Annotated in this window: 19 protein-coding genes; 17 read left to right on the top strand and 2 right to left on the bottom strand. The window is 50.1% G+C overall.

Annotated elements, in window-relative coordinates:
* The 4 genes from aroA to V3O24_RS07910 all read left to right on the top strand — a co-directional run bounded on the left by aroA (window position 1) and on the right by V3O24_RS07910 (window position 4116).
* Window positions 1-1320 (top strand): 3-phosphoshikimate 1-carboxyvinyltransferase, encoded by a 1320-nt coding sequence (aroA, locus tag V3O24_RS07925; protein WP_331306840.1) that lies wholly within the window; start codon window positions 1-3, stop codon window positions 1318-1320.
* Window positions 1320-1976, top strand: a complete 657-nt coding sequence (gene cmk / locus V3O24_RS07920; RefSeq protein ID WP_331306839.1) for a (d)CMP kinase — start codon at window positions 1320-1322, stop codon at window positions 1974-1976. Before aroA ends, cmk begins: the two co-directional genes overlap by 1 nt.
* 100 nt (window positions 1977-2076) lie before the next feature.
* Complete coding sequence (rpsA, locus tag V3O24_RS07915; protein WP_104423332.1) at window positions 2077-3747, top strand: 30S ribosomal protein S1; 1671 nt, start codon at window positions 2077-2079, stop codon at window positions 3745-3747.
* A 33-nt stretch (window positions 3748-3780) separates the two neighbouring features.
* Window positions 3781-4116, top strand: a complete 336-nt coding sequence (locus V3O24_RS07910) for an integration host factor subunit beta (protein WP_219820805.1) — start codon at window positions 3781-3783, stop codon at window positions 4114-4116.
* Between the two features lie 76 nt (window positions 4117-4192).
* On the opposite strand, the gene V3O24_RS07905 is transcribed toward V3O24_RS07910, so the two are convergent.
* Together V3O24_RS07905 and V3O24_RS07900 are read right to left on the bottom strand one after the other, a co-directional pair.
* Window positions 4193-4792 (bottom strand): NUDIX domain-containing protein, encoded by a 600-nt coding sequence (locus V3O24_RS07905; RefSeq protein ID WP_331306838.1) that lies wholly within the window; start codon window positions 4790-4792, stop codon window positions 4193-4195.
* A complete protein-coding gene (locus V3O24_RS07900) occupies window positions 4785-5909 on the bottom strand; it encodes a PQQ-dependent sugar dehydrogenase (protein WP_331306837.1) in 1125 nt (374 codons plus the stop codon). The genes V3O24_RS07905 and V3O24_RS07900 overlap by 8 nt, the downstream gene beginning before the upstream one ends.
* Window positions 5910-6022: 113 nt before the next feature.
* Between V3O24_RS07900 and htpX the strand changes: the two genes are divergently transcribed.
* From htpX to V3O24_RS07835, 13 genes are all read left to right on the top strand, one after another.
* Window positions 6023-6898, top strand: a complete 876-nt coding sequence (gene htpX / locus V3O24_RS07895) for a protease HtpX (protein ID WP_331306836.1) — start codon at window positions 6023-6025, stop codon at window positions 6896-6898.
* A gap of 97 nt (window positions 6899-6995) precedes the next feature.
* Window positions 6996-7226 (top strand): DUF2835 domain-containing protein, encoded by a 231-nt coding sequence (locus tag V3O24_RS07890; protein ID WP_331306835.1) that lies wholly within the window; start codon window positions 6996-6998, stop codon window positions 7224-7226.
* A gap of 60 nt (window positions 7227-7286) precedes the next feature.
* Window positions 7287-8696: a dihydrolipoyl dehydrogenase gene (gene lpdA, locus V3O24_RS07885; RefSeq protein WP_331306834.1), complete on the top strand. Its 1410-nt coding sequence runs from the start codon at window positions 7287-7289 to the stop codon at window positions 8694-8696.
* 26 nt (window positions 8697-8722) lie between these two features.
* On the top strand, window positions 8723-9418 hold the full coding sequence (locus V3O24_RS07880; RefSeq protein WP_331306833.1) for a DUF445 domain-containing protein: 696 nt from the start codon (window positions 8723-8725) through the stop codon (window positions 9416-9418).
* Window positions 9418-10206: an alpha/beta fold hydrolase gene (locus tag V3O24_RS07875; RefSeq protein ID WP_331306832.1), complete on the top strand. Its 789-nt coding sequence runs from the start codon at window positions 9418-9420 to the stop codon at window positions 10204-10206. Before V3O24_RS07880 ends, V3O24_RS07875 begins: the two co-directional genes overlap by 1 nt.
* 118 nt (window positions 10207-10324) lie before the next feature.
* Window positions 10325-11209: a UTP--glucose-1-phosphate uridylyltransferase GalU gene (gene galU, locus V3O24_RS07870; RefSeq protein ID WP_104423323.1), complete on the top strand. Its 885-nt coding sequence runs from the start codon at window positions 10325-10327 to the stop codon at window positions 11207-11209.
* A gap of 683 nt (window positions 11210-11892) precedes the next feature.
* On the top strand, window positions 11893-13578 hold the full coding sequence (locus V3O24_RS07865) for a SulP family inorganic anion transporter (RefSeq protein ID WP_331306831.1): 1686 nt from the start codon (window positions 11893-11895) through the stop codon (window positions 13576-13578).
* Between the two features lie 71 nt (window positions 13579-13649).
* On the top strand, window positions 13650-15251 hold the full coding sequence (locus V3O24_RS07860; protein WP_331306830.1) for a SulP family inorganic anion transporter: 1602 nt from the start codon (window positions 13650-13652) through the stop codon (window positions 15249-15251).
* A 47-nt stretch (window positions 15252-15298) separates the two neighbouring features.
* Window positions 15299-17422 (top strand): hydrogenase 4 subunit B, encoded by a 2124-nt coding sequence (gene hyfB, locus V3O24_RS07855; protein ID WP_331306829.1) that lies wholly within the window; start codon window positions 15299-15301, stop codon window positions 17420-17422.
* Window positions 17422-18366, top strand: a complete 945-nt coding sequence (locus V3O24_RS07850) for an NADH-quinone oxidoreductase subunit H (protein WP_331306828.1) — start codon at window positions 17422-17424, stop codon at window positions 18364-18366. The genes hyfB and V3O24_RS07850 overlap by 1 nt, the downstream gene beginning before the upstream one ends.
* A 97-nt stretch (window positions 18367-18463) precedes the next feature.
* Window positions 18464-19141, top strand: coding sequence for a formate hydrogenlyase (locus tag V3O24_RS07845; RefSeq protein WP_331306827.1), 678 nt, complete (start codon window positions 18464-18466; stop codon window positions 19139-19141).
* Window positions 19138-20601, top strand: a complete 1464-nt coding sequence (locus V3O24_RS07840; RefSeq protein WP_331306826.1) for a hydrogenase 4 subunit F — start codon at window positions 19138-19140, stop codon at window positions 20599-20601. The genes V3O24_RS07845 and V3O24_RS07840 overlap by 4 nt, the downstream gene beginning before the upstream one ends.
* On the top strand, window positions 20598-22172 hold the full coding sequence (locus tag V3O24_RS07835; RefSeq protein WP_331306825.1) for an NADH-quinone oxidoreductase subunit C: 1575 nt from the start codon (window positions 20598-20600) through the stop codon (window positions 22170-22172). The genes V3O24_RS07840 and V3O24_RS07835 overlap by 4 nt, the downstream gene beginning before the upstream one ends.
* The last annotated feature ends 3 nt before the right edge of the window (window positions 22173-22175 follow it).

Genomic DNA, 22175 nt, shown 5'->3' with positions numbered 1-22175 from the left:
ATGTCAAAATCAATCACATTTTACGTTCAACCCGGCGGTAAATTACAAGGCGAGGCCCGCGTGCCTGGCGATAAATCCATGTCGCACCGATCAATCATGCTGGGCTCGCTGGCCGAAGGCGTGACTCATGTCAAAGGCTTTCTCGAAGCGGAAGATGCGCTGGCAACCTTGCAGGCTTTTCGTGATATGGGGGTTGAAATCGAAGGTCCGGTCAATGGTGAATTGACGATACACGGCGTCGGCAAGCACGGCTTGAAAGCGCCTAAAAATGATTTGTATCTGGGTAACTCGGGTACATCGATGCGATTGCTGAGCGGTTTATTGGCCGGTCAGGCATTCAACTCGGTATTAACCGGCGACAAATCATTGTCCGGCAGGCCGATGAAACGCGTCACCGAGCCGTTGGCGGCGATGGGTGCCGACATCAAAACCACTGAAAAAGGCACCGCTCCCCTGCACATTACCGGCAGAGCGGGGCAGTTGACCGGCATTGATTATGCGATGCCGATCGCCAGCGCCCAAGTCAAATCCTGTTTGTTGCTGGCGGGCATGTACGCACAAGGCGTAACTACCGTTACCGAGCCCGCGCCTACCCGTGACCATACCGAACGCATGCTGACCGGCTTTAATTATCCGGTAAAACAGGAAGGTAACAATGTCAGCATTACTGCCGAAGGTAGCTTGACAGCGACCGATATTGATGTACCCAGCGATATTTCATCGGCGGCATTTTTCTTGGTCGGGGCATCCATTGCGCCGGGTTCCGACCTGTTGTTGAAGCATGTCGGTGTTAACCCTACGCGTATCGGCGTCATCGACATCCTGAGATTAATGGGCGCGAACATTGAAGTCCTTAACGAGCGCACGGTCGGCGGCGAACCGGTTGCCGACCTGCACGTTGTTTACAGCCCTCTTAAAGGCATAGATATTCCCGAGCATCTGGTGCCGCTGGCTATTGACGAGTTCCCTGTGTTGTTTGTCGCCGCAGCCTGTGCGGAAGGTCAAACCCGGTTAACCGGGGCGGAAGAACTCAGAGTAAAAGAATCGGATCGCATTCAGGTGATGGCGGACGGCTTGCAAATCTTGGGCGTGGATGCCCAGTCGACCGAGGATGGCATGATCATTCAAGGCGGAACAATTGGCGGCGGCGAAGTTATATCGCATGGCGACCACCGAATTGCGATGTCGTTTTCAATTGCCGGTTTGCGCGCTAATGCGCCGATTACCATCCATGACTGTGAAAACGTTAATACCTCGTTCCCGGAATTTAGAGACTTGGCAAAGCGTTTGGGTCTTGATCTGGTTTGCAAGGAAGCATAGTGAGTATTCCGGTATTGACTATTGATGGCCCTAGCGGTGCCGGAAAAGGCACGGTTAGTCGGGCGGTAGCGAAAAAACTGGGCTGGAACTATCTGGATAGCGGTTCTATCTATCGCTCGTTGGCAATTGCGGTGTTAAAACAGGCTGTTGATCTGGAAGATGAAACAGCCGTTGTTAATGTGGCCCAGACGATGACGCTGGAGTTTGATTGCAATGATGAATTGGTCGTCAGGTTGGATAGTGAAGACATAACCGCCCAATTAGGCCTTGAAAGCACCGGCAATGTAGCCTCTATCGTTGCGGCGCTGCCTGAAGTCAGGCGTGTTTTATTACAAAAACAAAAAGATTTCAAACGGTTACCTGGACTGGTTGCAGACGGACGGGACATGGGAACGGTCGTTTTTCCTGAGGCTGAATATAAAGTGTTTTTAACGGCCAGCGCAGCCGAAAGGGCTAAGAGGCGATATAAACAGTTGATAGAAAAAGGGAATGATGCTAATCTAGCGCAGATTACCAATGAGATAGAAGAACGTGATCGTCGGGATATGGAGCGTAAGGCCGCTCCGTTAGCGATGGCCAGTGACGCGCTTTATATCGATTCTTCGGATATGACATTGGATTCCGTCATAGAAGAAGTGCTGAATTTAATCCGTTAAGGATTTTTTACGTGATCACATTAAATTGTTTGTGTGATCTTTTTTTTAACTTTGATAAAGAAAAGGCTTGTTGTTGTTTCGACAGGCTTGGGAATAGAAAATGAGCGAAAGCTTTGCTGAATTATTTGAAGAAAGTCTAATCAAGACGGAAATGCGTCCTGGTGCCATGTTAATGGGTACGGTTGTTGATATAGAAAACGATATGATCATCGTCAGCACCCATTCTAAATCAGAAGGTGTCATTCCAAAATGGCAGTTTCTAAATAACGATGGCGAATTAGAAGTTGCCATTGGCGACGAAGTCGAGGTTGCCCTTGATTTATTTGAAGACGGCTTGGGTGCTACACTTCTTTCTCGTGATAAAGCGAAGAAAAATAAAGCTTGGTCCGAACTTGAACATGCGTTCGAAAAAGAAGCAACCATTATCGGTCGTATTACCGGTAAAGTTCGCGGTGGTTTCACCGTCGCTGTTGGCGCATTACGTGCTTTCTTGCCTGGCTCATTGGTTGACGTTCGCCCAATCAGAGACACGACTTTCCTGGAAAATCGCGACCTGGAATTCAAAGTTATAAAAATCGATCAAAAACGCAACAACGTTGTTCTGTCTCGCCGTGCTGTTGTAGAAAAAGAATACAGCGCAGAAAGAGAAGAATTACTGAAAACGCTGGAAGAAGGCGCAGTGGTTACCGGCGTGGTTAAAAACCTGACCGATTACGGCGCGTTTATCGATCTTGGCGGCATTGACGGTCTGTTACACATCACCGATATGGCATGGAGGCGCGTGCGTCATCCGTCCGAGTGTGTAGAAATCGGCCAGGAAATTAAAGTTAAAGTCCTGAAATACGACAAAGATAAAAACCGCGTTTCATTGGGCATGAAGCAAATGGGTGAAGATCCATGGCAAAACATAGCCCGTCGTTACCCAGCCGGTACACGCGTATTCGGTAAAGTCAACAATCTGACCGATTACGGTTGCTTTGTTGAAATTGAAGAAGGCGTAGAAGGCTTGGTTCACGTTTCTGAAATGGACTGGACTAACAAAAACGTTAACCCTTCTAAACTTGTTCAGCTGGGCGATGAAGTCGAAGTCATGGTTCTGGAAATCGATGAAGAACGTCGTCGTATTTCTTTAGGCATGAAACAGTGCAAAACCAATCCTTGGGATGAATTTGCAGCAACACATAACAAAGGCGATAAAATCTCAGGAAAAATCAAATCGATTACTGATTTTGGCATTTTCATCGGCTTGGATGGCGGCATCGACGGCCTGGTCCACATGTCCGATATTTCCTGGGCAGAAGAGGGCGAAGCCTCAGTTCGCGATTTCAAGAAAGGCGATGAGCTGGAAACCGTTATTCTTGCAGTTGACTCCGAGCGTGAGCGTATCTCTTTAGGTATCAAACAACTTGAACAGGATCCATTCCAAAACTTCCTGGCTACTCACGAAAAAGGCAGCTTGGTAAAAGGAACTGTTAAAGAAGTTGATGCTAAAGGCGCTGTTGTCACTTTAGCCGATCATGTTGAAGGCTATCTACGCGCTTCCGAAATTCAACGTGACCGCGTTGAAGACGCCAGAACCTTGTTAAAAGAAGGCGACGAACTTGAAGCCAAGTTCATCGGCGTAGACAAGAAAAGCAAATCAATTTCTTTGTCTATTAAAGCAAAAGATAGCGACGAAGAGTCTCATTCTATTAAAGATCATTCTCAGCAATCATCAGCGGGCGTATCTACACCTACTTTTGCTGACATCTTTAAGCAAATGGAAAAATAAAGCCATGAGGGGGTATGTATCCGTACATACCCCTTGTGTTTATTTGTTTTCGCAGGACAGAATGTGACAAAATCAGAATTAATTGAGGCACTTGCCAAACATCAACCGCATCTGGCGCAGAAAGATGTAGAGATAGCGGTAAAATGTATCATTGAACAAATGAATCAGGCGTTATCTTCCGGCGAAAGAATCGAGATTAGAGGTTTTGGTAGTTTTTCGCTGCATTTGCGTCCTCCTCGCATGGGACGTAATCCTAAAACAGGTGAATCTGTAGCATTATCCAAAAAATATGTGCCGCATTTTAAGCCTGGCAAGGAACTTCGTGATCGTGTGGATGCTTCACGGGAGAAATGTAAGATAGTCGATTAATCGTTATTGCGTTGAAGCTCTGTAAAACTTATGCAGAGCTTTGATGTTGCAGTTTTTCAATATAACCCCTCCTTTTTTAGCCTCCCCACTGCCGTTTAAGTTTTTGTCTGTTCAATGCCAGCCATTGAATTGCAATAATGGATATTGCCGACTCTATCTCGCCATTTTCCAGCATACGATACGTCTCATCAAAATCAACAGCGCGTACCAATATATCCTCGCCCTCATGATCCAAACCGTGAATACCGCCCACATGTGTGCTATCCACTTTGCCGCAATAAAGCGTGATCCACTCTGAGAAAGCGCCCGGCGTGGTATAGAATTCATTGATAACCATTAATTGTTGAATTTCACAGCCCGCTTCTTCCAGGGATTCCCGGTAAGCGACTTCTTCGGCCGATTCGCCGTCCTCAATGGCTCCCGCAACAATTTCCACTAACCAAGCCCTATCAGGATTTAAAATCGCGCCTGTCCTGAACTGTTCGATCAATACCACCTTATCGGCATAGGGATCATATAATAGAACCGCAACGCAGCTGCCGCGCATGAATAATTCGCGAGTTATTTCAGCGCTCCATCCACCGCCAAACAAAGTGTGTCTAAGACGGTATTTTTCCATGCGGAAAAAGCCCTGATAAACGATCTCTTTGCTTAGAATTTCAACCTGCTTATCCATGATTGCCTTTGTAGTCAATTTTATAAATAACGCCAAGAGCATCATCGCTAATCAACAGGCTGCCGTCCTGAATTTCCAGAATATCAACGGGACGTCCCAATACATTGCCGTCTTTGGTTAACCAGCCGTCGATAAAAACCTGTTCCGAAACGGGTTTGCCTTGTTTGAATTTTATCGAGGCAACGCGGTAGCCTTGCGGTTCAGACCGGTTCCATGAACCATGTTCTGCGACAAATAACTGATGTTTGAATTCGGACGGAAATTGCTCGCCCCGATAAAAACGCAGTCCCAACGGTGCTATATGCGCCTTAAATTTCCACGCAGGTGCGGTAAATTGTCGGCATTTTTTATCTGCGTCAAGCTCGGGGTCGGGAATGTAACCGCCGTGGCAATAAGGAAAACCGAAATGTTCTCCGCTAGCAGTCCATTGATTAAGTTCATCGGGCGGCAAATCGTCGCCCAAATAATCGCGGCCATTATCGGTAAAAAATAAGGCGTCAGTTTCCGGTTGCCAGTCAAAACCGACCGAACTTCTGATACCTTTGGCAAGAATCTCAAAACCACTGCCATCGGCATTTAATCTGACCAGCGAGCTAAAGATCGCTTTTTCAGGCTCGCAAATGTTGCACGGCGCTCCGACTGAGGTGTACAGCTTATGGTCAGGGCCAAAGCGCAGATATTTCCAACCGTGATGCCGCTCTGACGGAAATTGATCGTAAACCACAGTGGGTTTGGGCGGGTTGGTTAACTGCTGCGTGATATGGTCGAAACGAATAATGCGGTTAATTTCCGCTACATAGAGCGAACCGTCCTTGTAAGCAACGCCGTTGGGCATATATAAATGGCTTGCGATCACATAACGTTTATCCGCCACGCCATCGTTATTGCTGTCTTGTACGGCGTAAACCGTACCTTCCGATCCGGTGCCTACAAATACCACGCCGTTATCGCCCAAAGCCAAACTGCGGGCATTGGGCAGATTGTCGGCAAAAATAGACAGGGTGAAACCTGCGGGTGCATGCAGCTGCTTTATAATGTCCTGATGAGTGTTTTGTAGCGCAAAGGCTGTGCAAGGATGAATTAAAAACAAAACAGACAGTATTATTTTAATAGGCATGAAAATACCCTCCCTCAATAAACTTAAGCTATATTAGCACCCTGAAAACGGATTGAATTTATTTATTCGATCCCCATATCGATTAAACCTTAACTTAGTCAAAAGGCTCAACCATGATGCGTATTTTTCTTTTTCTTGCAACCAATGCGGCTATATTGGTTGTGGTCAGTATTATTTTTAATGTTTTAGGCTTAAGCGGCACTTTGGATGCTCAAGGCGTAGACCTTAACCTGAATGCGCTTTTAGTCATGTCGGCCATCATCGGCATGACCGGTTCCGTTATTTCTTTGGCGATGTCCAAATGGTCGGCAAAAAATGCGATGGGCGTACATGTGATTGAACGCCCGCAAAATCAAACTGAGCAATGGCTGCTGAACATCGTAGCCAAGCAAGCCAAGCAGGCCGGGATCGGCATGCCGGAAGTCGGGATATTCCAGACGCCTGAGTCCAATGCCTTTGCTACAGGCATGAGCAGGAACAGTGCGTTGGTAGCGGTTAGCACCGGTTTGTTGCAAAACATGGATGCCGATGAAGTGGAAGCGGTTGTCGGTCATGAAATCAGTCACGTCGCCAACGGCGATATGGTAACAATGGCTTTAATGCAGGGCGTGGTCAACACCTTTGTTTACTTTTTTGCGACCATTATTGGTCATGTTGTCGATCGGGTTGTGTTTAAAACAGAACGCGGTTACGGCCCGGCTTATTACATTACCCAGATGGTGGCGCAAATTGTTCTGGGGATTTTGGCCTCTATGCTGGTCATGTGGTTCTCCCGTTACCGCGAATTTAAGGCCGATGCCGGTGGCGCAAACCTGGCCGGACGGGAAAAAATGATCGGCGCCCTGCGTGCCTTACAGCGCGGACACGAAGCGGAAGACCTGCCGGGACAATTGGCGGCTTTCGGCATCAACGGCGGTGGCGTAAGCAAGTTGTTTATGAGCCATCCGCCATTGGAAGAGCGCATTGCCGCGCTGCAAAACAGCCGTTAATTAACTAAAAGCATAAAACCACGAAGAACACGAAGGACACGAAGAAAATTCAAGGTAAAAACTTCGTGTCCTTCGTGGTTAATTTACTGCCTATATCATGACCCAACATCAACACATCCGCTTTGCGCTAAAACTGTCTTATGACCAATACCTCAAGGTCTATCAAGGCATTGCCAAAAATGTTACCGTGGTCGCCGATGACGGCAGGAGAATCGCTTTTCCAGCAGGCAGAATTCAGTCCTTTTTGACCAAGCAGGGCATCAACGGTTATTTTGAAATGGAATTAACCCCCGAAAACAAATTCGTCAGTATCAAAAAACTAAAATAAAGCCTTACGTTCATCGGCTTTTCAGATACCGATAAATTTCCATCACTCTAAATTGAAGGTGTGCAATTGAAAACAGAAGTCCTGGTGCTGGGCGGTGGCCCTGGAGGTTACACGGCGGCGTTTCGTGCGGCCGATTTAGGCAAACAAGTCACATTGGTTGAGCGTTATCCGGTGTTGGGCGGGGTTTGTTTAAATGTCGGCTGCATTCCTTCAAAAACCTTGTTGCATGTGGCTGCGGTACTGAATGAAGCCAAAGAAATCAATCCTGCCGGGATCAGTTTTACCGAACCCGGCATCGATCTGGAAAAGCTGCGCAATTGGAAAAACAACATCAGTTCTCAGCTAACCGCAGGCTTGGCGGCACTGGCCAAGCAGCGCAATGTAACGGTTGTTAAAGGTATCGGGCGATTTGTTTCCGACACGCAAGTGCTGGTTGAAGACGGCGACAACACCGAGACCATCGAGTTTAAACAGGCCATTATCGCCGTCGGCTCCCAGCCGGTAAAAATACCGTTATTCCCGAATGACGATCCCCGGCTGATGGATTCCACCGATGCGCTGAATCTTGAAAGCATCCCGAAAAAACTGCTGATTATCGGCGGCGGCATCATCGGCCTGGAAATGGCGACGGTCTATAACGCGTTGGGTAGCAAGATCACCGTGGTGGAAATGCAGGATCAGATTATCCCCGGTTGCGACAAGGATCTGGTCAGGCCGTTAATGCAACGGATCAAAAAGCAATACGACAATATCTTTCTTGAAACCCAGGTAACAAATATTGAAGCATTGCCGGAAGGCTTGAAAGTCAGACTCAGCGGCAAAGACGCCCCCGAATCCGACGTGTTCGACAAAGTGTTGGTTGCCGTAGGCAGACGTCCCAACGGCCATTTAATCGATGCCGACAAAGCCGGGGTTAATGTCGATGAACGCGGTTTTATCGGCGTCGATAAACAACAGCGCAGCAACGTGAAACATATTTTTGCGATCGGCGATGTGGTGGGCAACCCGATGCTGGCGCATAAGGCAACGCACGAAGGTAAAATAGCGGCCGAGGCGATTGCCGGAATGACGACCGAGTGGCAGGCGTTGACCATTCCTTCCGTAGCGTATACCGATCCTGAAATAGCCTGGATGGGCTTGACTGAAAATGCAGCTAAAGCGCAAGGCATCGCTTATGAGAAAGCCGCTTTCCCGTGGGCGGCAAGCGGGCGGTCATTAAGTATCGGGCGTAAGGAAGGCGTAACCAAATTGCTGTCCGACAAACAAACCGGCCGTATTCTCGGCGCGGGCATCGTCGGCACTAATGCAGGGGAACTGATTGCAGAAGCCGTCTTGGCTTTGGAAATGGGCGCCGATGTTGAAGATTTGGCATTAACGGTACATGCGCATCCGACTTTAGCCGAAACCCTGGGTTTTTCGGCTGAAATGATTGAAGGCACTATTACTGATTTATTGATTAAGAAACGATGAAAGAAAAATTTTTAAACAAAAGCTTCATGACCAATTTTCTATCGGTTGTGATCATTGCAATCGGTTATGCCAGCCCGATACAACCGGAGTTAATCAAATCCATCGGTTTTTTTGCCCTTTCCGGTGCCATTACCAATTGGCTCGCAATTTACATGCTGTTCGAGAAAGTGCCTTATCTTTACGGTTCAGGCGTTATACCGGCCCGGTTTGAAGCATTCAAACTGTCGATCAAGCAGCTGATGATGGTGCAATTTTTTACCGCAAACAACATCGAACAGTTTATTGAAAACGAGGAACAGCAAGGTAAAGACCTGCTGAACCTGGAGCCTTTACTGAATGCGGTCGATTACGACAAGGTTTACGAAGGCTTGGTGTCATCGATTATGGGATCGTCTTTTGGCGGTATGTTGATGATGATGGGCGGCGAAGAAGCGTTGATACCGCTAAAAGACCCGTTTACCGAAAAAATGAAAGTCACCCTGACCGAAATGGTCGAGTCCGACCGCTTTAAAGCCGCCTTAAAGCAGGGCTTGGATGCGCACAAAATCGGCGGCGACATTGTCGGCAAAATCGAATCGGTAATCGACAAACGCCTGAGCGAACTCACCCCGCAACTGGTTAAGGAAATGGTCCAGGCTATCATCCGTCAGCATCTGGGCTGGCTGGTGGTTTGGGGTGGCATTTTCGGCGGTTTGATGGGCGCATTGTTCGATTTCGCCTGATGGAAACGGTGGAACTCGCTTTTGAGCAATTCGGCGACCCGGATGACAGCGCGCTGATTATTTTGCATGGCTTTTTTGCCTCCTCGCGTAACTGGCGGCAAATAGCGCAGCGTCTATCCGACCGGTTTCATGTTTATGCGCCGGATATGCGCAATCACGGCGCATCGCCGAATCATCCGGTTATGGACTACCCGGTCATGGCCGCTGATTTGTTGCGCTTTATCGATGATCGCGGGTTGGAGACAGCTAATCTTCTGGGACACAGCATGGGCGGCAAGGTGGCGATGTGGTTTGCGCTTGGATTGCCTGCTAGGGTCAACAAACTGATTGTGGCCGATATTGCGCCGGTCAGCTACAAACACAGCTTTGACAACACCGTGCTGGCCTTAAAAGAGCTGCCGCTGGACGAACTCAGCAACCGCAAACAGGCCGAAACACTGCTGGCTCCGCGTATAGCCGAGTTGAGTTACCGCCAATTTCTGTTGCAGAATCTGGTGCTAAAAGACGGCAAATATTGCTGGCGGCTTGATCTGGATATTTTTCAGCGGGCGGCGCCCAATATTGCAGCTTTTCCCGACGCCGATCATTTAGCGCCTTTTACCGGTAATGCGTTATTTATTGCAGGAGGCGATTCAGACTTCGTTCAGCCGGGAGATATAAACTCATTATTTCCCAAAGCGGCTTTTAGCACGATAGCCAATGCCGGACATTGGCTGCACGTACAACAAGCGGATGCTTTTGCCGCGCTGGTTGAAGATTTTTTAGCTCCAGGTTGGACGCAAAGATAAATAGAGCCGAAACCGGGAAAAAGCTTAAAATGAATCGCTCTTGTTGAAGAGCAGGGATGATCAAATGCTGCCCCAGCATCTGATTTTTTAATGATCTGTATAGTCGAGAATGCCACAGATGAATCAAAAAATAAGAAAAGCAGTTTTTCCGGTTGCGGGTCTCGGAACCCGCTTTTTACCCGCTACTAAAGCCAGCCCCAAGGAAATGTTGCCGATTGTGGATAAGCCCTTGATTCAATATTGCGTTGAAGAGGCTGTAGCTGCCGGTATTGATACGATGATATTTGTAACGGGCCGCACCAAAAACGTCATCATGGATCACTTTGACAAGGCTTATGAGTTGGAAAATGAGCTGACCATCCGCGGCAAGACAGGAATATTGAAAATGGTGCGGGAGATGATGCCGCCGAATGTCTCTTTCGTTTTTATTCGTCAGCCTGAGGCGTTGGGACTGGGCCATGCCGTGCTTTGCGCCAAATCTGCGGTCGGCGATGAGCCGTTTGCCGTTATCCTGGCCGATGACTTGATCGCGAACAGCGACGCCGGTGAGGGCTGCATGGCGCAAATGGTCGAGCAATACGACAAAAATCAGTGCAGCATCTTGGGCGTAGAGCGGGTTAATCCACAGGAAACCGATAAATACGGCATCGTCAAAACCAAGGAGGTGTCGCCATCGGTAGGCCAGGTTGAGCTGATTGTTGAAAAGCCCGCTCCAGAGCGCGCTCCGTCAAATCTCGGGGTAGTCGGACGTTATATTCTGACGCCCGCAATTTTTGAAAAGATTGAAACCACGGAGCGCGGCGCCGGCGGTGAAATTCAGCTGACCGATGCGATCGCCTCATTGATGAGCGACGAGCAGGTGTTAGCCTACGAGTTTGAAGGCAAGCGTTATGATTGCGGCGCAAAACTCGGTTATTTGCAGGCAACCGTTGAATACGGTTTGAAGCATGACGAGTTAAAGAGCGATTTCCGGGAATATTTAAAGAACCTGGCTCTCGATTAACTTTAAGAACGATTTCCGCGAAAGACACGAAAATCACGAAGCTCCATATGCTGAGTAGCCATTCACTTCGGCTGACACGGGTTACCTGTTGAATGTTTTCGTGTTTTTCGTGGCTCCATCGATTTAAGCAAGATTGTTAAGACGGATTTATTGATCCGCCCGCATCCGCATTTTCTCCACCTAATCCCCCGCCTATTTTTGCATGTGCTGCCCGTAGCCTTTGGCCGGTATAAAACTTCCGTAAGGCGCAATATCGCCAGATTTACTTTAGGATATGGACAGTAATAACTTCCCGATATTGAACGGATGAAATTTTTCCGTTCGCCCTGAGCTTGTCGAAGGGTGGGCGGAAAAATTTCGTCCCGCCGCGTCAAGCCGATCATGCTTCGACAAGGCTCTCCTGAGAGTAGCCGAAGGGCTCAGCACGAACGGCTTGACGAGCGAAAATGGTGATTTCGGGAAGTTATTTTTAACCACATCCTTAGCGCAACAAACACCCTCAACAGTATCCGGCACCGGTGCAAAACAACAACCGAAAGGTTGTTTTACACCACCGCAGTTCCTGGCTTTTATCCCGACAATAAAAACTCCCATTAAAATCATACCATTATAAAAATAAATCAGCTTGGCACGGTAATCGCTTACAACCCCGTCAGAACCTTTTTATAATTACGAGGATTTGTATGAGTGAGCCATCACTGTCAGGGACACCAAAACCCGGTTTAGCCGGTTTAAAAGAAAACTGGCGTAGCGATTTACTGTCCGGTTTTCTGGTTTTTCTTATTGCTCTGCCGTTGTGCCTGGGTATTTCAATGGCTTCCGGTTTTCCGCCGTCGGCGGGGCTGATCACGGCTATTATCGGCGGGATGCTGGTTTCGCGCATCAACGGCTCATTTGTAACTATTAACGGCCCGGCTGCCGGATTGATCGTGGTGGTTTTGGGGGCGGTTCAGGAACTGGGCGGAGGCGATGCGATGGCCGGTTACCGCTATGCATTGGCGGCTATCGTCGTCGCCAGTGCGCTTCAGGTTTTGATGGGCGTCTTTAAAGCGGGCAGGCTCAGTTCCTTTTTCCCAGCATCGGTGGTGCATGGCATGTTGGCGGCTATCGGCATTATTATCATGGCCAAGCAAATCAACGTGGTGCTGGGCACTACGCCGGAGAAAGGCAGCAGCCTGTTTTCGACTATCGCGCAAATTCCGCACAGCATTGCCAATCTCAATCCTGAAATCGCCATTATCGGCGGTTCGGGATTGGTGATACTGACGGCCTGGACGATGATAAAAAATCCAACCTTAAAGATGATTCCGGCCCCTCTTATCGTGGTATTGGTCGGCATGGGGTTGGCCCGGTATTTCGACCTGGAGCATGAGCACATGTATCTGTTCCTGCCGGACGCCCATTTTCTGCCGCATCACGAGGAAACCGTCGGGCCGAAATTCCTGGTCGCGATTTCCGATAATTTCATGTCCGGTTTTTACTTTCCCGACTTTTCTAAAGGGGCGACTCTTGAATTTTGGGAAGCCGTGGTCAGCATTTGTTTGGTCGGCAGTCTTGAAAGTTTACTCAGCGCGATGGCGGTAGACAAACTTGATCCTTATAAACGCCATTCGAATTTCGACCGCGATTTAACGGCGGTGGGCGCAGGCAATTTGCTGGCCGGTTTGATCGGCGGCTTGCCGATGATAGCGGAGATCGTGCGTAGTTCGGCCAATATAAATAATGGCGCGAAGACCGGCTGGGCCAACTTTTTTCACGGCGCATTTTTGTTGCTGTTTGTGGTGTTGTTTCCGCGCTTGATTCACAGTATTCCGTTGGCTGCGTTGGCTGCATTGCTGGTATTTACCGGCTTTCGTCTGGCTTCGCCTAAAGAATTCGCCAAGGTCATGGGCGTCGGCAAGGAACAGTTGTTTATGTTCGTGGTGACGATTATCGGCGTCTTGCAGACCGATTTATTAGTCGGTGTCGGCATCGGCATTTTAACCAAGTTCGCTATCCACATGCTGCGCGGCGTCAGGCCGAATAACCTGTTCAAGATTCACTTTGTTGTTGAACCGAAAGACGCCGATTCTGTTGTCGTCTCGATAGTCGGCGCGGCGATTTTCTCCAACTTCATGTCCTTAAAAGACGCGCTGGCCAATCTGGAAAGCGGCAAAACGGTGATATTCCAATTGAATAACGCCTACCTGATCGATCATACCGTAATGGAATTTATTCATGATTTTCAGCATAACTACGAAAGGCAGGGAGGACAATGCAGGTTTTTTGGCATGGAATATCATGATACTTTTTCAGAACATCCTTTGTCCGCACGCAGAATGAAGCGGAATAATATGAGCCGCCGCAAGAGTGATCATCATGGCGTATAAAACCTGCCAATGCTACGTGATATAGTGATTATTTATAGACATACTATTTTCACAATTAATGAGGGTTTTTTATGAATGAATCATCCCTACCGGCTGCACCTAAAACCGGCTTGGCGGGCTTAAAAGAAAACTGGCTTGGCGATTTACAATCAGGATTCCTGGTCTTTCTGATCGCCTTGCCGCTGTGCCTGGGCATATCCGTAGCTTCCGGTTTTCCGCCGTCGGCCGGCATTATCACGGCGATTATCGGCGGGGTCTTGGTATCGCGTATCAGCGGCTCCTACCTGACCATCAACGGCCCGGCAGCCGGCTTGATCGTGGTGGTGTTGGCGGCGGTGCAGGCGCTGGGCGAAGGCGATGCGATGGCCGGTTACCGTTACACCCTGGCGGCGATTGTGGTGGCCAGCGTTTTACAGGTTCTGATGGGGGTGTTTAAATTGGGACAACTCAGCTCATTTTTCCCCACCTCGGTGGTGCATGGCATGTTGGCGGCGATCGGCATTATTATCATCGCCACGCAAACCCACGTCATGCTCGGCGTAACGCCGGAGTCCGGCAACCTGTTTTCGGTTATCGCGCAGATTCCGCACAGTCTGCTTGGCATGAATGCGGAAATCGGCCTGATCAGCTTCTTGGGTTTACTCGTACTCGTTATTTGGCCGTTCATCGGCAGCAAGATTCCCGCTCCGATCATTGTCGTGCTGGTGGGGGTCGTATTTGCCTGGCATTTTAACCTGGCTCAGGATGCGGCTGCCGGCGAATCGAAATTCCTGGTGTCTATTTCCGAAGACTTTTCGGCCGACTTTTATTTTCCCGATTTTTCCAAGCTGTTCAGCCTAGCTTTTTGGGAAGCCGTGTTCAGCATCAGCCTAGTCGGCAGTCTTGAAAGCTTGCTGAGCACGACGGCGATAGACAAGCTCGATCCTTGCAAGCGCTCTTCCGATCTTGACCGCGATTTAACGGCAGTCGGGCTGGGTAATATCGTTGCCGGTTTCATTGGCGGCTTGCCGATGATCGCCGAAATTGTGCGCAGTTCGGAGAATGTCAATAACGGCGCCAAAACAACGTGGTCCAATTTCTTTCACGGCTTGTTCTTGTTGGTGTTTGTGGTTCTGTTTCCAGGCCTTATCAACAGCATTCCGTTAGCCTCTTTGGCCGCATTGCTGGTTTACACCGGCTATCGTTTGGCTTCGCCTGAAACCTTTTACCGGGTAAAAGAGGTCGGCAAGGAACAATTGTTTATATTTGTGGTCACGATTATCGGCGTATTGGCGACAGACTTGCTGGTCGGCGTCGCTTTGGGAATTGTTGTAAAACTTGCGATTAATCTGGTCAGGGGCGTTTGGCCCAACAACTTGTTCAAGATTCACTTTACTGTCCAGCGACAAGATAACGATACGCTGGTTATCAAGCTATTGGGTTCGGCGCTGTTTTCGAATTTCCTGCCGCTGAAAAAAGCGCTGAACCAGTTGGAAAAAGGCAAAACGATTATTTTCGATTTTACAGACGGCTACATGATCGATCATACCGTTATGGAGTTTATCCATGACTTCAAGCGGAACTATGAGGCTCAGGGCGGCCAATGCAGGAAAGTCGGCAAAGCCTTGGAAACGTTTTCAGACCATGCGCTCGCAGCGAGACTGATGACTCCTGATGATAGAAAACAATTGTAGATTTCGGTTGGGTTGTCGTAACCCGGCCTTTGGAGAGTGAGAATTTTATGATCCTTATATCCGCTTATTGTGCGGTACTGTTAAGCTTTGCGTCCGGCTTGCTGGCGTTGCTGATGAATCGGCGGGACATGCTGTTAGCCGTAAACCGGTACGCTGTTAAGACATTCTTTAAAGCCGGGCATGGCCCGGATTGGCTTGGTAAAAATCTTGAAGAACAGCGTTTTCCGCCTTTTCTAAGACTCTCGGTGTTTGTTTTACTGGGTTTGTCCGGTGTGTTCGCGGTATTGGCCGGGTTGGGTGTACTGATCGGCAAAACGGTTATTACCGACCGGATCAGTTTGGGGTTGCCCTGGCTGCCCTGGCATGTGCGTTTTGACAGTTTGTCCGGCTTCTTCTTTCTAATTATCGGTATCGCTGTGAGCGCAGTCAGCCTTTACGGGCCCGGCTACGCGAACAGTTACGACGAAAACCGACATCCTTTTGCGGTTCTGGGCTTATTTACCGGACTGTTTGTTGCCGGGATGTTGCTGGTGCTGCTGGCCGATGATGCGTTCTTTTTCATGATCGCCTGGGAGTTGATGTCGGTCGCCAGTTATTTCCTGGTCGCGTTCCAACATGAAAATCCGGCCAATCGCCGCGCCGCTTTTATCTATTTATTGATGGCGGAAGTCGGCGCCCTGGCCATTATTCTGGGCTTTGGCGTACTGGCCGCTTTTTCCGACGGCTTTACCTTCGACGCTTTGCGCGAGGCGAAGCTGTCGACAACCTGGGCCGGCATCGCCTTTATGCTGGCGCTGCTGGGATTCGGCATGAAAGCCGGGATTGTCCCGGTGCATGTCTGGTTGCCGGAAGCGCATCCGGTTGCGCCTTCTCATATTTCCGCGTTGATGAGCGGAGTGATGCTTAAAGTCGCAGTCTACGGGCTGATCCGTTTTTGCTTCGATTTACTCGGCGAGGTGCATTGGCAATGGGGCGTGGTGTTGTTGGTATTGGGCGCCGTATCGGCGCTGGGCGGCATCTTGTACGCGATGATGCAACCCAATTTAAAACGGCTTTTGGCCTACAGTTCGGTCGAAAACATCGGCATTATTTTTATGGTGCTGGGACTGTCGATGATCTTCATGGCCAACGGCCATCCGCAACTGGCGGCTCTGGGTTTTTTGGCGGCGTTGCTTCATGCCTTCAATCATGCGCTGTTCAAGAATCTGCTGTTTCTGGGCGCGGGCATTATTCACCATCAAACCCATCAGCTAAACATCGACATGATGGGCGGGCTGATTAACAAGATGCCGAAAACCAGCATGCTGTTTTTGATCGGCTGTATGAGTATTTCGTCATTACCTTTGTTCAACGGTTTTGTTTCGGAATGGCTGGCTTTTCAGACCGCATTGCAGGTCGATGTGCTCGACAACGGCGTGTTGCGCAGCTTGATACCGGTCGCCGCCGCGGCATTAGCGCTGACCGCGGCATTGGCGGCCGCCTGTTTTGTCAAGGTATTTGGCTTGATCTTCTTGGGACTGCCCCGTTCGCAGCATTGTGAGAAAGCGCACGAGATTCAGGATAAAGGCATGCTGGCCGGGCCTTCTCTGCTGGCCGGTTTGTGTTTTTTGTTCGGCATTTTCCCCGGCTTGATTATCGGCCTGAGCAATAATGTCGCCGGGCAATTGTTAGGCGAAACCCTGCCGAATGATGCGGCTTTAAGCTGGTTGTGGCTGGCGCCGGTTTCCAGTCAGCAAGCGTCTTACGCCCCGCCTTTGGTTTTGATCGGTGCGCTGATTGCCGGCTGCATCAGTTTTTGGTACTTGCGGCGCAATCCCGCAACGGCGTTGCGTACCGCCGAAACCTGGGATTGCGGTTTTGGCGGTTTGACATCGAAAATGCAATACACCAGCAGCGCTTTTACGATGCCGTTCCGGCGTATTTTCCGCAGCGTCTGGATTATTGACGAACGGATAGAAAAAGACATGCAAGGCGCGATGAACCAGGATGTGGCGGCGGTTCATTATCACTTGGAGGTTCAGGATCATAGTTGGCCGCGTTTGTATGAACCGATTGAACACGCGGTAAACCGTTTAGCCAAACTGGTCGGGCGCATTCAAACCGGAAATATCCGGGTTTATCTGGGTTATTCGTTTGTGACCTTAATTATTATGTTATGGGTGATCAGCTGATGAACTGGTTAATCGCTATTTTACAAACCACGCTGTTTGTCGCGCTGGCACCGTTATTGGCGGGGTGGGTCAAGTGCTGCAAATGCCGGTTGCAAAACCGTAAAGCGCCGTCTTTATTCCAGCCTTACCGGGACTTAATTAAATTAACCAATAAACAGCCGGTAGTCTCGGAACAGGCCTCATGGCTGTTTATCAAAGCGCCGTACATTATCTTTTCGGCAACCGTGCTGGCGGCTACGGTTGTGCCGCTGATTGCGGTCGATTTGCCGACTTCGGCCAGCGCCGATGTGATTGTGATGGTGGGTTTTTTCGCGTTCGCCCGGTTTTTCCTGGCGCTGGCGGGCCTCGACGTCGGCACCGCATTCGGCGGTATGGGTTCTTCGCGGGAAATGACCATCTCATCGCTGGCGGAACCTGCGATGTTGATGGCTGTTTTTACACTGACCATGACCGCCTCAACGACCAATTTATCGTTCGCTATCAGCCATGTACTCAATGAAGGCTTGGTTTTGCGGCCTTCGTTTGTATTCGCGTTAGCGGCCCTGACACTGGTCGCCGTCGCTGAAACCGGGCGCATTCCGGTGGATAATCCGGCGACGCATCTGGAGCTGACCATGATTCATGAAGCGATGATTCTCGAATACAGCGGCCGTCATCTGGCGCTGATCGAGTGGGCGAGTCAGTTGAAGCTGATGCTGTACGGCGTACTGATCGCCAATATCTTTCTCCCCTGGGGCATCGCCGATACCCTGGGCGCTCAAGCCTTAGGCTACGGCCTGCTGGCTATCATCGCTAAGCTTGCGGTGTTGTCGATATTCCTGGCGATAGCGGAGACGCTGTTTGCAAAAATGCGTTTGTTCCGGGTGCAGGAATATTTGAGTTTCGCTTATTTGTTGGGGTTATTGGGGATGTTGAGCCACATCATTTTGGAGGCGGCGCGATGAAGAAGGCAAAAGGCAAAGGACGAAAGGCGAAAACCGAGCATCAAATCCGGCCTTTAGCCTTTCGTCCTTTGCCCTTCGCCTTTTTGGAATCTTACTCATGAATATCGAACAATTGGATTTTTATACCCAGGCCATTCTATCCATGGCCGCATTGGTCGGGCTGACATCATTCCTTATGCTAGGGCAGGGAAGGTTACTGCGGCTGATCTTTGTGTTTGCGTTGCAGGGCTTTTTATTAACCCTGACCACGGCGGTGGCGGCATACAGCCTGAATAACCATCATCTGTATATTTCCGCAGTGCTGACTCTGGTGCTGAAAGTGATTTTTATCCCGTGGATGTTAAGACGGCAGGTTTTGCAAATGAATATGCATCGCGATATTGAAGCCTTAAAAAACAACACCGCCGTGATGATGGGCGGAGCCAGTTTGATGGTGTTCAGTTATTACGTGCTGCATCCTGTTGTGCAATCCTCATCGGTCGTCATGCTGAATGCGTTGGCGGTCAGTCTTTCGGTCATGCTGCTGGGCATGTTGCTGATGATTTCACACCGGCAGGCTATCGCTCATGTGGTCGGCTTTATGTCGATAGAAAACGGTTTGTTTTTCGCGGCCATCGTCGCCACCAACGGCATGCCGATGGTCGTTGAGCTGGGCGTTGCATTCGACGTATTGGTTGCTGCGGTGCTGTTCGGTATTTTTTTCCTGCATATACGCACCAGTATCGACTCGCTGGATGTCGATCTGTTAAACAAGTTAAACGAGGTGGATAAATGATCGCCGCTTATTTGGTCTTACTGATACCCTTGGTCGGCATATTCTATTTCGCGCTGGCAGGACACAGGGCGGACAGCGGCAAGCTCAATGTCCGGTTCAACGGCGTCTGTTTACTGGCGACTGTCTGGTTGGCAATCAACGTGCTCAATCAAGGCACGATTGTTTCATCCGGCAAGGCTTTTTTAATCGATCCGTTTAATGTGTATCTGATTGTGCTGACGGCTTTTGTCGGCTTCACCACGTCGATATTTTCCTCGCCCTATATGGCGCATGAAAAGGAAATCGGCAAGCTCACCGACAACCGCTTGAAACTGTACCACTCGATGTTCCAGGGTTTTATGCTGGCCATGTATCTGGTGTTGACGACCAATAACATGGGCATCATGTGGGTGGCGATGGAAGGCGCAACGCTGGCAACCGTGTTGCTGGTCAGTTTGTACCGCACGCCGGAGTCTATCGAGGCGGCGTGGAAGTACTTTATTCTCTGCGGCGTGGGCATTGCCCAAGCCCTGTTCGGCACCATCTTGCTGTATTACGCGGCGGTGCAGATCGGCGACGGGGAAAACGCCTTGCTGTGGTCGGTGCTTTACGAAAACGCCGATAAATTAAACCCGGAAATTCTTGAAATCGCCTTCGTTTTCTTGCTGATCGGTTACGGTACAAAAATCGGTTTGGTACCTTTGCATAACTGGTTGCCCGATGCCCATTCCGAAGGCCCGACGCCGATGTCTGCTGTGTTATCGGGATTACTGTTAAACGACGCCCTGTACGCCGTGGTGCGCAATAAAATGCTGGTGGATGGTGCGGCGCATTCCAGTATGGCGGGTTATCTGATGATGGGCTTCGGCATGCTGTCGTTTCTGGTGGCCGCGATACTGCTGCACCGGCAGAAAGATATTAAACGATTGTTCAGTTACTCGTCCATCGAGCACATGGGGCTGATGACGTTTGCGTTCGGCATCGGCGGCCCCTTGGCCACGTTTGCCGCGTTGCTGCACATGACCGTGCATTCGCTGACCAAGTCGGCCATCTTTGTGACGGTAGGCCATGCGGCGCAGCTTGCCGGAACCCAGCGTATAGAACAGATCCGCGGCTTGATTAAAACCCAGCCCAAGATCGGTTGGGGGCTGTTGATAGGCACTATTTCGATTGCCGGATTTCCGCCGTTCGGCGTGTTTACCAGCGAGTTTCTGGTGCTGCTGGCGACCATGCACAGTTATCCCTGGTTGGCGCCGTTGCTGTTGCTGGGTATCGGCATCGCCTTTGCCGGACTGTTCAGGCATATACAGCCGATGGTTTACGGCGACAGCCCCGAAGGTCAAAAACCGATTACAGCCAACTTATGGCCGGTCACGATACATCTGGCCTTGGTGCTATGGCTGGGGCTGGCCATCCCCGGCTTCTTGGCGCACTGGTTTTCACAAGCGACACTGTTAATCTCCGGGAGCACGCCGTTATGAGTTCTTCAAACTGGACTGCGGATTTTTTAAGCCGCTTAAGTGCCGACATAAGGGTTGACCGTATCGACGTACCTTCAATTACGCTGTGGCAAATCGAAAGCCGCGCATGGCGGCGATTCGCAGAATTGGCCCAGCAGCAAAACCTGCGTTGGGCCGCCGGATGGGCGGAACAGCTTGATAAGCAATTCTTCGTCAATAGCTGTTTTGAAAAACAAGGCGAGTATGTGCTGCTGCGCACGATCATTGACGAGACCAACCCGGAGCTGCCGAGCCAAGCCACGGTCTATCCTGCCGCCAACCGCAGCGAGCGGCATACGCAAGACCTATTCGGGATTAAATTTGTCGGACATCCCGATAACCGGCGTTGGACGCGGCATCAAGCCTGGATCGAAAACAACTACCCGTTACGGAAAGACTTTCCTGTTCAGGGTGCGCCGGTAGGCGTCACGCCGCCCGATATGCATTATCCGTTCATCAAATCCCACGGCGCGGGCGTTTATGAAATTCCGGTAGGTCCTGTGCATGCAGGCATCATCGAGCCCGGACATTTCAGGTTTCAGGCCGTCGGAGAACTTATCCTGAATTTGGAAGAACGTTTGGGTTATGTGCATAAAGGCATAGAGAAAATCGCCGAAGGCAGAACGCCCGAGTCTTTAGCCAAGCTCGCCGGACGCGTCTCCGGCGATACCACGGTCGGACATTGCTGGGCCGCCTGCATGGCTATGGAACAGGCGGCGGGCGTTGAAATACCGCCCCGCGCGGCTTTGATACGCGGCATTCTGGCCGAACGGGAACGCGTCGCCAACCACATGGGCGATATCGGCGCAATCTGTAATGATGTCGCTTTTGTATTCGCGCAAATGCAGTTCACCCGTCTGCGTGAACTCTGGCTGCGCACCAATGCGACGGTGTTCGGCCATCGGCTGTTGATGGATAGAATCGTTCCCGGCGGCGTTGACTGCGACTTGCCGGATGCATCCTGTCGCTTGATCAAGAAGGAAATAGCCGAACTAAGAACCGAACTGACGGAAGTCATACTGGCTATGGATCTTAATTCATCGCTGGAAGACCGGCTGTACACGGCCGGTTTTTTGTCCGAAGCAATTGCCGCGGCTTTTGGCGCCGTGGGTTACGTCGGACGGGCCAGCGGCCAGGATAGGGATGTGCGCCGCGATGCGCCTTATGCGCCTTATGATCGGGTAACGGTTAAAGTCGCACTGGAAAATCAGGGCGATATTGCCTCCAGAGTATGGATTAGGTACAAGGAAATCAGGACGGCTTTGCGGCTGATAGAAAACTTTATCGACAAGCTGGCAACCGGTGAACTACGCAGCGAATGGCGAACGCCTGAGGCGGGCAGTGAAGGCCTTGGCATTGTCGAGGGTTGGCGAGGCGAGATTATCAGCCACATTCGTTTTGACGCCGACAATAAAATCGCCCGTTTTTATCCGCGCGATCCCAGCCAATTGAACTGGCCCGCGTTGGAAAAGCTGGTATTGAATAATATCGTGCCGGATTTTCCCGTGTGCAACAAATCCCTGAACGGCTCTTATTCAGGCAATGATCTATAGGAA

It is taken from the genome of Methylobacter sp. Wu8 (genome assembly GCF_036440755.1).
In the GTDB taxonomy this organism is placed as follows: Bacteria; Pseudomonadota; Gammaproteobacteria; order Methylococcales; family Methylomonadaceae; genus Methylobacter_A; species Methylobacter_A tundripaludum_A.
Note: the sequence above shows the minus strand (reverse complement) of the source record. Positions and strands in the feature narration are given on the sequence as shown.

What these genes read in the sequence shown, in the direction of transcription:
- V3O24_RS07880 (WP_331306833.1), top strand. Translation starts at nt 8,723, where the DNA reads ATGACCAATTTTCTATCGGTTGTGATCATTGCAATCGGTTATGCCAGC.
- V3O24_RS07860 (WP_331306830.1), top strand. Translation starts at nt 13,650, where the DNA reads ATGAATGAATCATCCCTACCGGCTGCACCTAAAACCGGCTTGGCGGGC.
- galU (WP_104423323.1), top strand. Translation starts at nt 10,325, where the DNA reads ATGAATCAAAAAATAAGAAAAGCAGTTTTTCCGGTTGCGGGTCTCGGA.
- V3O24_RS07905 (WP_331306838.1), bottom strand. Translation starts at nt 4,792, where the DNA reads ATGGATAAGCAGGTTGAAATTCTAAGCAAAGAGATCGTTTATCAGGGC.
- rpsA (WP_104423332.1), top strand. Translation starts at nt 2,077, where the DNA reads ATGAGCGAAAGCTTTGCTGAATTATTTGAAGAAAGTCTAATCAAGACG.
- hyfB (WP_331306829.1), top strand. Translation starts at nt 15,299, where the DNA reads ATGATCCTTATATCCGCTTATTGTGCGGTACTGTTAAGCTTTGCGTCC.
- V3O24_RS07835 (WP_331306825.1), top strand. Translation starts at nt 20,598, where the DNA reads ATGAGTTCTTCAAACTGGACTGCGGATTTTTTAAGCCGCTTAAGTGCC.
- V3O24_RS07840 (WP_331306826.1), top strand. Translation starts at nt 19,138, where the DNA reads ATGATCGCCGCTTATTTGGTCTTACTGATACCCTTGGTCGGCATATTC.
- V3O24_RS07850 (WP_331306828.1), top strand. Translation starts at nt 17,422, where the DNA reads ATGAACTGGTTAATCGCTATTTTACAAACCACGCTGTTTGTCGCGCTG.
- aroA (WP_331306840.1), top strand. Translation starts at nt 1, where the DNA reads ATGTCAAAATCAATCACATTTTACGTTCAACCCGGCGGTAAATTACAA.
- V3O24_RS07900 (WP_331306837.1), bottom strand. Translation starts at nt 5,909, where the DNA reads ATGCCTATTAAAATAATACTGTCTGTTTTGTTTTTAATTCATCCTTGC.
- V3O24_RS07890 (WP_331306835.1), top strand. Translation starts at nt 6,996, where the DNA reads ATGACCCAACATCAACACATCCGCTTTGCGCTAAAACTGTCTTATGAC.
- V3O24_RS07845 (WP_331306827.1), top strand. Translation starts at nt 18,464, where the DNA reads ATGAATATCGAACAATTGGATTTTTATACCCAGGCCATTCTATCCATG.
- V3O24_RS07865 (WP_331306831.1), top strand. Translation starts at nt 11,893, where the DNA reads ATGAGTGAGCCATCACTGTCAGGGACACCAAAACCCGGTTTAGCCGGT.
- htpX (WP_331306836.1), top strand. Translation starts at nt 6,023, where the DNA reads ATGATGCGTATTTTTCTTTTTCTTGCAACCAATGCGGCTATATTGGTT.
- V3O24_RS07875 (WP_331306832.1), top strand. Translation starts at nt 9,418, where the DNA reads ATGGAAACGGTGGAACTCGCTTTTGAGCAATTCGGCGACCCGGATGAC.